General features: G+C 56.4%; 10 protein-coding genes and 1 pseudogene. 8 read left to right on the top strand and 3 right to left on the bottom strand.

Features of this window, described 5'->3' with window-relative positions; all coding sequences use genetic code 11:
- Positions 1-88 precede the first annotated feature (88 nt).
- On the bottom strand, positions 89-1285 hold the full coding sequence (locus ACPOL_RS03070; RefSeq protein ID WP_161557170.1) for a serine hydrolase domain-containing protein: 1197 nt from the start codon (positions 1283-1285) through the stop codon (positions 89-91).
- A 170-nt stretch (positions 1286-1455) separates the two neighbouring features.
- Here ACPOL_RS03070 and ACPOL_RS03065 point away from each other — a divergent pair, with 170 nt between their 5' ends.
- Complete coding sequence (locus ACPOL_RS03065) at positions 1456-2853, top strand: alpha/beta hydrolase family protein (protein ID WP_114205756.1); 1398 nt, start codon at positions 1456-1458, stop codon at positions 2851-2853.
- A 277-nt stretch (positions 2854-3130) separates the two neighbouring features.
- Here ACPOL_RS03065 and ACPOL_RS03060 read toward each other — a convergent pair whose 3' ends face one another.
- The gene (locus ACPOL_RS03060) at positions 3131-4090 is read right to left on the bottom strand and encodes a quinone oxidoreductase family protein (RefSeq protein ID WP_114210572.1); all 960 of its coding nucleotides are present in this window, start codon (positions 4088-4090) and stop codon (positions 3131-3133) included.
- 610 nt (positions 4091-4700) lie between these two features.
- Here ACPOL_RS03060 and ACPOL_RS03055 point away from each other — a divergent pair.
- The 7 genes and pseudogenes from ACPOL_RS03055 (at position 4701) to ACPOL_RS03030 (ending at position 10663) form a co-directional block, all read left to right on the top strand.
- On the top strand, positions 4701-5057 hold the full coding sequence (locus tag ACPOL_RS03055; protein WP_114205755.1) for a hypothetical protein: 357 nt from the start codon (positions 4701-4703) through the stop codon (positions 5055-5057).
- Between the two features lie 10 nt (positions 5058-5067).
- Positions 5068-5583 (top strand): annotated as a pseudogene (locus ACPOL_RS03050) (ParB/RepB/Spo0J family partition protein); the annotation flags it as partial.
- A 52-nt stretch (positions 5584-5635) separates the two neighbouring features.
- Positions 5636-6622: a tyrosine-type recombinase/integrase gene (locus ACPOL_RS03045; RefSeq protein WP_201759071.1), complete on the top strand. Its 987-nt coding sequence runs from the start codon at positions 5636-5638 to the stop codon at positions 6620-6622.
- A complete protein-coding gene (locus ACPOL_RS33085; protein ID WP_150132885.1) occupies positions 6619-7119 on the top strand; it encodes a hypothetical protein in 501 nt (166 codons plus the stop codon). Before ACPOL_RS03045 ends, ACPOL_RS33085 begins: the two co-directional genes overlap by 4 nt.
- Positions 7083-9104: a tyrosine-type recombinase/integrase gene (locus tag ACPOL_RS03040; protein WP_161557169.1), complete on the top strand. Its 2022-nt coding sequence runs from the start codon at positions 7083-7085 to the stop codon at positions 9102-9104. Before ACPOL_RS33085 ends, ACPOL_RS03040 begins: the two co-directional genes overlap by 37 nt.
- Positions 9105-9393: 289 nt before the next feature.
- Positions 9394-10047 carry a hypothetical protein gene (locus ACPOL_RS03035; RefSeq protein ID WP_150132884.1) on the top strand — a complete coding sequence of 218 codons (654 nt, stop codon included), beginning with the start codon at positions 9394-9396 and terminating at the stop codon, positions 10045-10047.
- 322 nt (positions 10048-10369) lie between these two features.
- Positions 10370-10663, top strand: coding sequence for a DUF1330 domain-containing protein (locus tag ACPOL_RS03030; protein WP_114210570.1), 294 nt, complete (start codon positions 10370-10372; stop codon positions 10661-10663).
- Between the two features lie 47 nt (positions 10664-10710).
- On the opposite strand, the gene ACPOL_RS03025 is transcribed toward ACPOL_RS03030, so the two are convergent.
- Positions 10711-13659 carry a sensor histidine kinase gene (locus tag ACPOL_RS03025; protein ID WP_114205752.1) on the bottom strand — a complete coding sequence of 983 codons (2949 nt, stop codon included), beginning with the start codon at positions 13657-13659 and terminating at the stop codon, positions 10711-10713.
- Positions 13660-13722 lie beyond the last annotated feature (63 nt).

The raw sequence follows: 13722 nt of genomic DNA, 5'->3' as shown, positions 1-13722 counted from the left end.
GCAACCACCGGCACGCTCGATGAGCGCATCGGCCTGTTATCGCCAACTGAGGCTCGCGTTCCGGATCGTCGCGGTTTGAGAAAGATCTCTACAGTTTGCCCCAACTATGGAGAAGATCCAGTACCTCGTGTGCCTTCCCCTCCGCATCTCCAAGCGGCATGTTTGAAAGACAGATGATCGTGAAGTGCTGCTCCGGAAAGCGGGCCATGTAAGTAGAAGTGTCTGTGTCCCCACCCGAATAATCGAGCAAGGGATGACCATAACTTGAGCGCCACACCAGTCCCAGAGCGTCGTTGTCTTTGTCATGCTCGAACTTCATTCGTTTGTTCATCAGCTCGTTGAACTGCGGTCCAGCCAGGGTTCCTGCATACCAATTTCTGTCCCACAGCAAGAGATCATTGAGTGTCGTAAAAACGCCACTGCCGCCAAAGTGTGGAGCGACGCGGACCAGCCGTGCCCATCCATCACCGGGCTTGATGACCACCCCCACCTGTGCGAGTTCGTTGAGAACGCGCGGATCGGAGCGCAAGGCATAGCCTGTTGCTCGATGGGGAATGACCTCTGTGCTGTCGTCATTAATCTCGCTATGAGACATGCCGAGAGGGACGAAGACTCGATCGTGCATGAATGTCGCGAAGGACTCATGACTGACGACCTCCACGATCTTCGTCAAAAGCATGTAGTTGACGTTTCGGTAGGCCCACTGTGTTCCGGGAGTGAATTGAAGTTGATCGGGCTGTAGCGCCGCAGCGATGGCTTCATCGCGAGTGAAGTAATAAAAGGTCGTCCACGGCGTCCCATTTTTTCTCGGCTCGTCTGTGTACTCGTGAAGGCCGCTGGTCATGTAAACCAGGTGTTCGATGCGCAATCCGTTTCCATACTTCGCGACCTCTGGCAGGTAGTTGGAGACTGGATCGGAGAGTGCGATTTTGTGGTCGAGAATTAGGAGGGCCACAGCCGCAGCGGTGAACTGCTTGGATACAGAGGCAAGATGAAAGGACGTCTCCGGCGTTATGGGAATATTGTCATCGAGGTTCGCGAGACCGTACCCCTTAGCTAAAGTGAACTCGCCATCTTTCATCAGGGCAACCGCGTATCCCGGAGAGTTTGGTGGCTGAGAAAAGAGCCGATCGATTGCCGATTCCTGCACCGAGTCGAGCCACGGTCTCGGATGTTCCTGCTTCGCGGACGGCGGGTGTGTTTGCGCGGAAATCGGATCGACGCAAGCGCTGGCGATCACGACTATTAGAAGTCCGAAAGCGGGCAGTCGGTAGAATCTTTGCATGTTCTTGCATGGTACGTTGTCCGATTGGGCGAAGTTCCTCCTGATCGAGGATGGCGGTCGGCAAACCATATCTCCATTCTGCAATGACAGAATGAGTTGGAACTCCACAGCACCATTATTCGTACGGACGACTGAGATCCGATACATCGATTGATCCGCGAGGGTAATTCATGCGAAAGCCTGCCATTCTGGTCGTCCTATCCATGTTGGTTATCACAGCTACGGCTCTTGCTCAAGAAGTAGCCGGCGATTGGACCGGCCAACTGAACACCGGGTTCACAGTTCGCGTATACCTTGAAAAAACTGCGACTGGCTATAGCGGCCATCTAACCAACCCCAGCGGAAATGAAACAGAATTTGATCAGGTGACGTTCGATGGCAAGCACCTGCGTTTTGCAGTCAACAAGCTCAACCTCAGCTACGACAGCATTTGGGACGCGAAGCAACAGGCATGGAGCGGTGATCTCACGTTTGAGCAGGTATATCCGCTGATGTTGAAACGTGCTGCGGCAGCGGACCTTGCGCCCGTTCAGCACAAACGGCCACAGGAAGCTGCGATCGCAGCCCAGCCCCGTCCCTATCGCGAGCAAGATATTCGGTTTGACAATCCTGCCGGTCATAATCAGCTTGCCGGGACGTTGAGTGTGCCGAACGGTAAGGGACCGTTTCCGGCGGTCGTGCTGATCTCCGGCACGGGCCACAACACGCGCGACGAGGACGTTTGGGGACACAAAATATTTCTGGTTCTCGCCGACGCTCTCAATCGCAAGGGCATCGCTGTTCTTCGCTACGATAAGCGTGGCGTCGGCGGCTCTACCGGCGATTACGATGCAGCCACAACAGTGGACTTTACCTCTGACGCCGAAGCCGCCGCAACCTGGCTCAAAACGCAACCTGAGATCGACCCGCATCATGTCGGCGTGCTCGGACACTCCGAAGGTGGCATCATCGCGCCTGCTGTGGCTGTCGGAGACAGGAGTGTCGCCTTTGTCGTGATGATTGCCGGTCCCGCCATTCGTGGCGATAAATTGTTCGTCCTGCAATCGGCGGCGACGGCAAAGACCTACGGCGCGCCAGATGGCTATATCGCCAAGCGCAGGGTTTTTGACCAGGAGCTCTATGACGCCATCGTCGCCGCACCTTCCGATGCAATAGCACTTGATCGTGCCAGGGCCATTGTCGCAAGGGGAGTAGCCGCCAAAGTGATCGACCCAAATGAAGCGGACACTCTCCCGCAGGATGATGCTCGGCCATGGGAACGTTATTTCCTTGCCTATGACCCCGCTCCAACGCTTGCATCTCTGAAAGTTCCAGTGCTTGCTCTAAACGGGTCACTCGATGTACAAGTTCCCGCGCGGGAAGATCTTGCTGCCGCTCGCGAAGCCTTGAAGAACAATACCAACAGCACTGTGATCGAGTTGTCGGGGATGAATCACCTCTTGCAGGACGCCAAAACTGGTTCGCCAAATGAGTACAACGACATCGAAGAAACTATGTCGCCGACTGCCCTCAAGATCATTTGCGATTGGGTGAGCCTACAGACGCGCTCGCACGTGAAGGCCAACTGATGAAACAAGTCCGCACCACGCTGATTAGGAAAAACAGCTAACAAAGCAAACACCGAAGTGTGTCTATTGTCGGTTGCTCCCGCATGGTCGGCGATCCGGAGCCTACAGTCCATTTTCTCGGTTTATGCCAAATCGCCAATGCGTGATTTGAAGAAAGTTAGTGCTGGAAACGCGCATTGGCCTGATATCGCCAATCGAGACCCGGATCGGTAAAGACAAGCCGACTTTAAGGACTGATTCTGTTGGGCTCACGGAACCTCCCACAGCAGTTTCCGCGCTATGGCGCGTTCATGCTCAAAACGATCCGAGGAGTTGCGCTCTCTGCCGACCACGCCTCTCCGATGCGGCTTATCTCAAGCTCTCTCGTTGCTACATGAAGGCCAACCTCGGATGAGGCGTGCATCAGCTTGGAAAGGATCAGAATGATCTCTTCTAGTGCAACACTTCCAATTCCGCTACCCATCATCTGGATGGCGGAAGATCTGAGGACGGCTCCAGGAAGTGTGATCTCGGGAGCGCTTGTCGTTCCAATTTGAACGAAGCGAATGGGCGTCGTACCCTTGGCGGCAGTTGCCGCCGCGAGTATTTGCACGGCGCTTGCTCCCCAGAGATAGTCGAGTACGACATCAATTCTTTGGGCGAATTGCTCTCTCAATTCATCGTCCGACGATTTGCCGTCGTGATCTTGCGAAATCACCTCGTCAGCCCCGATGGCCAGCAAGCTGTTCAAGACTTCTCGGTTCCGCCCGGTAGCAACAACTTTCTTTGCCCCGAGGAACTTTGCGATCTGGACGGCCATTCTGCCCGCCGATCCCGTCGCTCCGTTGATTAAGACAGTCTCTCCAGCTATCATTTTGGCGCGCGTTTCGAGTGCAGCCCACGCCGCCATACCTGGATCTGCTATAGCAGCCAAGGTAATGTCGTCTACGCTGTCAGGAACATCGATGCAGTGCAAGGAACTCACGACGGTTCGTTCCGCGATCCCGCCGAAGGGGGCTCGCGGAAAGAGAAAATAGACCCGTCTGCCATCTTCAAGCTTGCCCACTCCGTCTATGCCAACGACAAAGGGGGGACGAGCTGAAAAGCTGAAGTGCTTACCTGTGGCTCGAATCTTTGTGAAGTTGGTAAGCGCCGAGGCGGTGACATGGACACGAACCTCACCCTCATGCGGGATGGGCTCCTCAAAATCGCTATAGACGGGGGATTTTCCAGCTTCCCAGACGACTGCAGCCTTCATTTTCACCTCCGATTGGAAGACGAATACCACTTCGTCCTTCATCGGGGTCCGCGGCCTATTGGCTGGATTGAATATCGCGGTCGAACAGACCCTGCGTTATCGACCGGGGCTTACCCATGTCCGGTCCACCATTTTCGACACGCTCAAGATAACACATTTTCGGTCCATCACAATTGCAAGGTCTAGTTATCGTGCCTACAGGTGTTCATGAAGCTTTGCTGCGCTAGCAATCCAAAATGCGTAGTTTATTAGTCCTAATAAATGGGATGAGCAGGTCCTCCGAAGGAGGAGCGGACTGTTCCCATCAAGAAGCGCGCTTCTCGGAAGCTCAGCCAGCTATAACCGCAAATCCACGATCAAGAGAGAGGCTGGAGACGGAGGTGGATTTCCCACTAACTTCCGGCTCGTGCGTTGTTGGACCGCTCGACGCAAACCGGGCGTTCATAAACACGAGAACCGCTAACGCGCACTAATCGCCCAAACGGTGCATCAAGACCAGCGCTTATTCCTCTGATGAATAAGCGACCCTCTCGCATTTATTGGACTCGGTGAACCGAGTGATTCTACGTTGCCCATATCGCAACCGAATCCACGGTTGATCGAGGTGCCAATGCAGATCAAAGTCAGGCTCGATTCCCGGCCCATCCAGAGGTGGGCAAGACTCTTCTCAAAACAGACGCTACTCCGTGCCGCGCGCGTGATGGGGCCGACTCTGGTCGCCCTTACATTCGCCGGCGTTGCCCATGCCCAGGGAACGATGGATTTCTCCGGGGCGCAAACCTTGATGGGCACCTTCAAAACTTTTGCGATTTACGCAGGTGCCTTTATCTGCTTCGGCGGGCTCATTTTCGCGGGAATCCGCATGATGAGTGGTCGTTTTCAAGATGCTATACCAGGCCTCTTTGGCGCGCTATTCGGTGCCGGAGTGCTCGGCTGGGGTGCCGGTTGGATAGGACTCGCACCGTGAAGACGTACACCCCTACGAAGAAGCCCAAGGCTTTCAGAGCTTGCTTGACCTTCCGGGCTACGACGTTGCAGCGTTGGTCGAGAAGTCAGGCAAGAGTGTCAGCCACATCTATGCGAGGCTGAGTCTGTTACAGCTTATCCCCGCAGTAGCAGAGGCATTCCAGCAAGAGCGCATCACCGCCAGCCATGCAGCGTTGATTGCGCGTCTACCGCAGGAGCATCAGGCCGATGCGTTCGATAACTGCTGGCGCAAGGACTGGCAGGACAAGGAAGCTCACCTGCTTCCGGCCAAGCACCTCAGCGCATGGATTCAGACCAATTTTTATTTGAACCTTGCCGACGCTCCCTTCGACCGCGAAGACCCAACCCTGAACCCAACTGCGGGAGCCTGCGTCACCTGCCCACGGCGCAGCGGTTTTGATACCAGTCTGTTTGCCGACGTGCGGGGTGACCAGTGTAAGTTATGTGGAATCATGGCAACCGCAAGTATTTTCCGCTGGCTCGTCACTGCCGCGCGTCCCGCGTGAGGCGACGGGATCACTCGGTCTGTTCTCCTTGGACCTCCACCAGGAGGTTCATTTGTCATTTGAGTTTGCTGTTCATCCTATCCGTTGGGATCGGTGTCCGTTGGTGGCCGCCGACCTTCATGCCTGCTCATGGCTCACGCTCCAGTCTCATCGTGGATTGGCGGCCAACACCCTCGACGCATATTCGCGGGGACTGGAACGCTATCTTGGATTCTTGATAGCGCACCACGTTTGCTCCGTCGTTGCGACACGCGGCGATATAGGGCTGTATGTTGCCAGTCTCTCAGCCGGGATGTCGAACGCGACGATCCAGCTCCAGCTAACCGTAGTCCGTTTGTTCCATGCGTACCTGATGGAAGAAGGAGTACGTCCGGCCAACCCAGCGGCCCAGAACGGCAGCGGTCGCGCGATGGTCGCACGACATCACAAGCTGCCTTGGATTCCGAACGAGGAGGACTGGCATTCGATTCTGGCGTCAGCTCGCCACGAGTCGATTCGCAACAGGACCATGCTGGCCTTTGCCTATGACGCTGGTCTGCGCCGTGAGGAACTTTGTAGCTTGCAGAGCGACGATATTGACCCCTCCCGTCGGATGCTCAGGATTCGTGCGGAGACCACGAAGGGACGACGTGAGCGTGTTCTTCCGTACTCGTCTTCAAGTGGGGAACTGCTCCATCAGTATCTCGACCACCGCAGGACGCTGGGCCGCAAGCGTGGGCCGCTCTTTCTCTCTGAGTCCCGGCGCAACTATGCAGCGCCGATCTCGATATGGAGTTGGTCGAAGATCATACTCCAGCTTGCACGCAGGGCTGGCATTGGAGGGTTTTCGACGCACACATTGCGACATCTCTGTTTGACCGATCTTGCGCGCGCCGGTTGGGACATTCATGAGATCGCCACCTTCGCCGGCCATCGCAGCGTCCAGACGACGCTGCTCTATATACATCTCAGTGGCCGCGACCTCTCTCGGAAGCTTGCGACGGGCATGGCTCATATCCATGCCCGTCGCGCCCAGATGCTGGCGGAGGTGTCCCAGTGAAGCAGAAGAGGATAAGGAAGAACGGCCAGCCATGGCCCAACGTCGGGCGTTGGGCCTCGACGTTGACGGCAGAGCAGCGTACCGAGCACTTCAAGAGTGGCCCACGCGCACAGTGGGGGCCGGAGAAGACATCACCGAAGAAGGCAGGCGACGGCCCGTGGGCATGGCCGCTGGAGCTGGATCGATATGACCGTGCCAGCCCGCTCACCATTGTTGAAGAAGACATGCTGACTCGCTATGCAGAGGCGTATCGCTTCTATCGGTACGGGCGAACGATGGACTTTGGTCCATCGCTCAACAGACTGGTACAGCCCTTGAACGATGCGCTGGACTATACCGGCATCAAGACCGGCCACCGTAAGATGTACTGCTCTTCTTTCTGCGCGAGATGGCGGAACGGAAGCGGTCTTTCTGGGGATGGACTGCGGACGAGTGGATCGATTCCATTGAACGAAGGCGCATGGAGCGGCAGCATATCGTGGCGATCGCGTACCTGATGTGTGGGTTTTCAGAACTGCATCGGCTCAAGTGCGACCACGTCGTCTATAGCTGTCTCGCCCGCAAGGTGTTTGGCCGGGAGTATATGAAGATCGTCTCTGAACGAGTGCAGGCGTTGCTGTTGAGCTGGGGTTACACCAAGCCTGGAGTCAGCAACCGGGTCACGCGAACCGTCTTTGAGGCACTCCTGTTTATCCGTTCTCCTCACCTCGACCAACTCACGCTGGACGATCTTCAGGCTGTGATCGCTCGCAAGCCGCAGCGCACAGGAACCTACTCCATCGTTGCATTCTCGCGCATCTTGGCGAGCATGGGAACCGTCCCCGAAGCCCTTGAGATTAAGCGTCCTGTTGTAGACAAGAAGGCTTCCCCGGCACTCACTCAGGGGGTGCCCTCTGAGTGGGCTCGCCTCTGCCGCGTCTGGTTTGATCGTTCCACTTATGCCGTGCGTTCCAGGACCAAGAGCTACTACTTCCTGCTCAACATCGGACGATGGCTCAGTCAGGTTCATCCCACGATCCTGTCGCCAGCAGACTGGACGCGCGACCTTGCCGCAGAGCTTTTATCCATCATCTGCCAGTGGCACGGCGGCGACTGGTGCAGCGTCGATCCAGCGCATGTGAAGAGTAGAGGCAAGATTCTGGCACCAAGTACGAGGGCGTCCCGTATCTCGACGCTCCGCATCTTCATTCGCGACCTGCAGGAGTGGGAACTGATACCGCGCAGGTTCGATCCCATGCGGCATCTCACCACGCCGAGGAGTTTGCTCGCTTTGATCGGCCCCAACCCGCGCGTCATCGCCGACGACGTTTGGGCCAAGCTAGTCTGGGCCGGACTGAACCTGACAGCCGAGGATCTCCCGAGGCGTGGCCCTTCCGTACGCAGCAGCGAGCGACCGACCAGCTACCCCATTGAGTTGTGCAGGGCTCTCGCCCTGACCTGGCTCTTCGCCGGCCTCCGCAGCAACGAGATTGTTCGCCTGCGTCTCGGCTGTATCCGCTGGCAGAGAGACGATGCCACTGTCCCAGGCACGGGAGAGGTGCTGCCCGCAGATGCAGTCTGTCTGCTCGACGTTCCCATCAACAAGACCGGCACCGCCTTCACGAAGCCAGTGGATCGCATCGTCGGAGAAGCCATCTCCGCATGGGAGAAGGTTCGTCCGCAGGGTGCCAAGCAGTCCGATTGGAAGACCGGCGATGTAGTAGACTTCCTCTTCTTGATCCGACTGAGGCCAGTGGGCGTGACCTATATCAACAAGGGCCTGATTCCGACCCTCTGCGCCAAGGCCGGCGTTCCGCTCGCTGATGTGCGTGGCAACATCACATCGCACCGCGCACGCTCCACGATTGCATCGCAGCTCTTCAACGCAAAAGAGCCTATGACCCTCTTCGAGCTACAAGCATGGCTCGGTCACTCATCACCCTCCGCAACCCAGCACTATGCGAAGATCACCCCGCTCAAGATAGCCAAGTCCTACGCCGACGCAGGTTACTTCGCCCGCAACCTTCGCGCCATCGAGGTGCTGATCGACCGGGATGCCGTCCGTGCCGGGATATCATCGTCCGAACCATGGAAGTTCTACGACCTTGGACACGGCTACTGCACCTATGACTTCTTCGAGCAGTGCCCGCACCGTATGGCCTGTGCCAAGTGTGACTTCTACATGCCTAAGCTCTCCACTGCCGCTCTGCTCCTCGAAGGTAAGCAAAACCTGCTTCGTCTGCTTCAGGAGATTCCTCTCGGGGACGTTGAACAAGCAGCCGTCGAAGATGGTGTCGCGGCCTATGAAAGTCTTCTACTGAAGCTCGCCGATGTGCCGACTCCGGCAGGCCCAACCCAACGACAGCTCGGTTCCGGCCTCGTGCAGATCACCTTGGTTAGACCCATTGTCGGAGACCATATCCCGCAAGAGATGGTGCCCGCACATCCACGCGGGACGCGCGGCAGTGGCGAGCCAGCGGAAAATACTTGCCAGTTGCCCTGATTCCACATAATGCCTCGATTCCAACTGCTACCACAGCAAGGTTGAGACATTCCTTGGCCGGGAGATCGCGGCCCATCCCGGCATTGTCCAGATCGAGAACGGCTGGCGCAACCCCAAGGAGCAGCGACCGGGAGCCGTACAACGCGGCCACGTTCGCGAGATTCCGGCCGCGACCGACAACCCCGACGCCGAGCCGGTACTGCCATGCGCCGCAGCCAAGACCGCAATCGTGGTCTAAGGGAAGCAACTAGGCCGCAAGCTGACGGTTTGCACCGACAAACACTGTCCAGTGCATGACCCCCAAGCCGCAGCCGAAGCAGCAGCCCATCCCGTCCCGATCATGTCACCCGCGCCAGAAGTCGAAACAGAAGAGGAGGCAGCGCAACGCGAGGCCGAGCACGAACAACGCATGGCCGAGTACAAGGCTGAACAGGAACGCAAAGAGGAGGAGCGCAAAGCCGAGTTCGAGCGACAGCAGAAGGAGTACGAGGCCGAGCAAGCCCGCCGCGACAAACAGCGCAAGGCAAGAGTCGCCACCCTCGAGCGCATCGTCGAACAGGCTCCCGCGTCGTTCAGCCCCGCACAGTTGCGCGTCTTCCTTCGCTTGCTCATCCGCCTGGACTACAGCTTCCTTGAGGAGATAGCCAACCACTTTGCCAACGGAGACGAGAACTCCCAACAGTCGGACGATGAAATTGTGTTGGCCGCACTGGACGGCACCGCAGACGAGAAGCTAACCGGCCTCGCATTGCGCCTAGTCCTCTCTGACCACGTCGGCATCCCTCACGAGAGCGAACCGGACTTCCTCGCTGAGGCCGAGCAAGCGTTCGCGCCGAAGAATCCCAAGGTCGTCAAAGCCAAGACCGATTGTTCCAACAAGCCGAAGCCAACAGCCGCGAAAGTTACCTCAAAGAAAGAGACTACGAGAAAGAAAGCAGCTTAGACCCTTTCATTCTGGCCCCGGATTCGTCCGGGGCCGCTTTGTGTGTCGACCGCCCCGAAATCGAGCTGGGAGACACCCCTTCGGTTTCTCCCGGATCATTCTTCTGCAACTTCCCTAGTCCGCTGCGGGGCAATAGTGACACTGGACTGAACTCAAAAGGGCTACAAAGCTTTAGGCCCAATTAGGCTTCTTAGCTCAACCGAAGAGCTATACCTTGAGGGTGCACGAGTATTGTGCTGGCGACGACTGTCACGTCCGCCCGTGCGGAAGCGCGATGCATATCCCGCTTCCGCCAAACCGCCGCATCATTAGAAAGGATCCCATGCCTGCCTTCGTTGTATTCATCCGTGAGAAAACGTCCAACGAAGCTGAGATGGAAATCTACGGCAAGCTCGCGTTGCCCACCCTCGCCGGACGACCGGCGAAACCGCTGGCGTTTTATGGCACACTCGAGGTCCTAGAAGGGCCAGAATTTGAGGGCGCGGTGATTCTTGAATTCCCCTCCGTTGGGGAAGCAAAGACATGGTATGAAAGCTCTGAATATCAGGCGGCAGCGGAGCATCGTAAAGCAGCATCTAGCTTCAGAGTTTTCATTTTGGAAGGCAAGAACGTTTGAGCAGTTTCGCCAGCTGTCATACGTGCGACGCCCAGACTCTTGATGCATTAACTTCCTTTGGTGAGAAAGATCGCCTTACCTGGAACGATCAAGATGATTTCGGTACCCCCTGGCCGTGAAATCTTGAAGTCCAGAGAGGCTCCGATACGAGTTGCTCTGTCGCGTATGCAAGACAAGCCATAATGGCCCGCCTTGCCTTCGTGAAGAATGTCTGCGTCAATACCTCGCCCGTTATCCGAAATTCTTAAGGTCAAATCTTGACCATAAGCCAGGTTGACCCGCAAAAGAGTAGCCTCCGAATGCGTGAAGGCATTGCGTATGCCCTCATAGGCAATCCTGTAAACCTCATCGCACACAATCGGATGAATGTCTCGTACTAACCCATCTACAGAGAGTTCCGCTTGCATCCGATCGTCTATGAGGCTTTCGTCAATTGCAGTTCGAATCGCGTTAGCAAGGTTGTTGGAGGCTTTGTTTGAGACATGGAGTGCGCTGAGAGCGGCTCGGCCTTCGGCCGCCGCTTGTCCTAACAATTCTGAAAGTTGCTGGAGGACGGCTTTCAGTCCTGCGATATCCGCGGGCCGCTCGAGCGCTTGGTCAGTAGCCAACTTGCTCACGCTAATGGTTTGCAGGAGCGTGTCGTGCAGGTCGCGTGCAACGCGTGCTCGCTCGTCCAGGCGCTCACCAAATCGCGTACGCATAGCGGCGGCCATTCTCTCGAGCCTATAACGATATCCTTGCCAAACGATGACCATTGTTGCGACCGCGCATAGGCACAGGAACCAAGTAGTTTGGTAGAAAGCCGGCAGAAGAGTGAGATTAACGAATGTGCCTGTGTCGTTCCAAAGTCCGTCATTGTTGCATGCGATAACGTGGAGGGTGTAGTGGCCAGGCGGCAGACCCGTATAGAACGCCTGCCGTCGTGTACCAGCATCCTGCCAACTTTTATCGTAGTTTTCAAGTTTGTATCGAAATAGCACTCGCTGAGGCAGAGAAAGACTCAAGGCAGTGAAATCAGCCTCTAAGGCTGTCGTATGGATGGGAAGAACAACATCTTTCCAAGTTGGGAATTCCTTCCCGCGGGCCAAGATGGATGTGATTTTCACTGAAGGCGGAAGTTTGTTTCGTTGGGCCGCCATGGAATTTGGATCCAGAAACGCGATTCCCTTGGTGGTAGCAAACCAAATTTTTCCATCTGATCCCTCTATCAGAGAGGGCTCGGGGAGCCTATCTCCCGAGAAACCGGGCAGACCATCGGAAGCATCGAGATGCTCGGTCACCGCCTCTGAGTTCGTATTTTGTAGCCAGTCCGCAAGTGCAGCCCTAGAGATATGAGTAATTCCAGAGAAGCCGTTTATCCAGAGTCCGTGGTTGTATGACTCCACAACACCTGAGACGCGTCCAATGGGGTCTCGGTCTTTCCAGCGCATCTGGTGAAATTGGCCATTGAAAAAGACATCAACCCCTCCTCTGCCAGCGAGCCAAACATGGCCGTTTCGCGCCGACATGGTTGCAGGGGAAATGTTTTTAAGTGTTTGTGGATATGAGTATCTCTGAAAAGTACTCCCATTCCACTCGACTAACTTCTCGGAGAACGCGAACCAGATGTTTCCGCTTTCATCCGAGGTCATCGATCCGAGAACGGCAGCTTTCTTTCCCAGCTCTTGATTGACGTTGACCCAAGAACCATTTAGCAGCCGGTAGGAGAGACCGTTGATTGTGTAAATCCACGGTACGTTATTCCGGTCAACTTCCAAAGCAACAACGGGCTGATTGTCACCGAGCGGACCAGGGACGCTGACGAACTTTTCTCCTTCGGATCGCCACAGGGATGAGTTGCCTCCGCCGCCGACCCAAATGTTTCCGTTGTGGTCACGCCGTATGCAAGTAAGCTTTGCTATCTCTGGAAAGCCATTGAGAGCCCCGCCAGGTGCGACGTGTGTTAGGGGCATACTGCGGCTTCCGATCCATAGATCATCCTTGTCTCCCCCAACTAGACCAATTTCATGTTCCTGGGAATGTGGGAGGGTTACGGCCTGAAGCAAGGACCTGTGAAGGCTATCCATTCCAGCACTCGTGCCGACCCACACGTTTCCTTCTTGATCGAGCATGAGCTTCGAGACCCCGTCGGAAGTGAGACCTTGCTGTACGGTAAAAGTTTCCACTGGCGCAGCCGTGAGGTAAGGGCTGGCAGCAGCAACCGCTTCCCGCGAATAGTGGCTTACGCCATCGTCGGTCACTGTCCACAAAGAGCCGTCGGCGCTGAACGTGAAGTCGCGAGACGACGGTGAGTTATTGTGCGCGACTTTGATGGAACCAGCTTGGCTGAGGGTGTCGAGGCGTTTGATTCCGCTGTCGTCTGCTATCCAGATTCCACCGGTGCCGCTCTGGCGAATTGCCACCGCGGTTCCCGTTGAGTGGATCGTCGCGTTGTAGGGCTTGAACGTGCCCTGACCCTCAGGTTTGTACAGCAGATCATTGGAAGGGGACACTACCCAGACCGTGCGTTCTCGATCTACAAACAAGGCCTTTGGAAGACGCCCTGGATAGCCGCGCCCGGGGCCTAAGACTTCACAACTTGATCCTTGAAGGTGAGTAAGCCCGGTCGTCGAGGCGAACCAGAGAGAGCCGTCGTTTTCCTCGGCGATCATCCCTCCGCCGAGTCCAGCTGGGGTGCATCTCCGGTCCGAGATGGCCGTAACGACTCCGTCCTTCCAGCGCAGCATGCCGGCACTTCGCGTCGTGAGCCAGACGTTCCCTGAAGCCGAAATGAAGACCGAGAGAATATCACTGTCCTGAACCGCATTGAAAGTGACCTGCTGTACTGACTCAAAACGCAATCCGTCAAAGCGCAGAACGCCTCTCGAAGTGGTCAGCCACAGGAATCCGTCAGGGGACTGCTGGATGTTGGACACCGCGCCCAACCCGTCGTCGGAAGTCCATGAAGTATGGTGGAAGCGCGCGATACTCGCCGTTTGGCGTTGGGCATAACCCAATGGGAAGCTCAAGAGAACGAACGCGAAGACAGCAGCACGCGAGAAGCATCGTGTGGACTTCGC

Source organism: Acidisarcina polymorpha, assembly GCF_003330725.1.
GTDB lineage: Bacteria > Acidobacteriota > Terriglobia > Terriglobales > Acidobacteriaceae > Acidisarcina > Acidisarcina polymorpha.
Note: the sequence above shows the minus strand (reverse complement) of the source record. Positions and strands in the feature narration are given on the sequence as shown.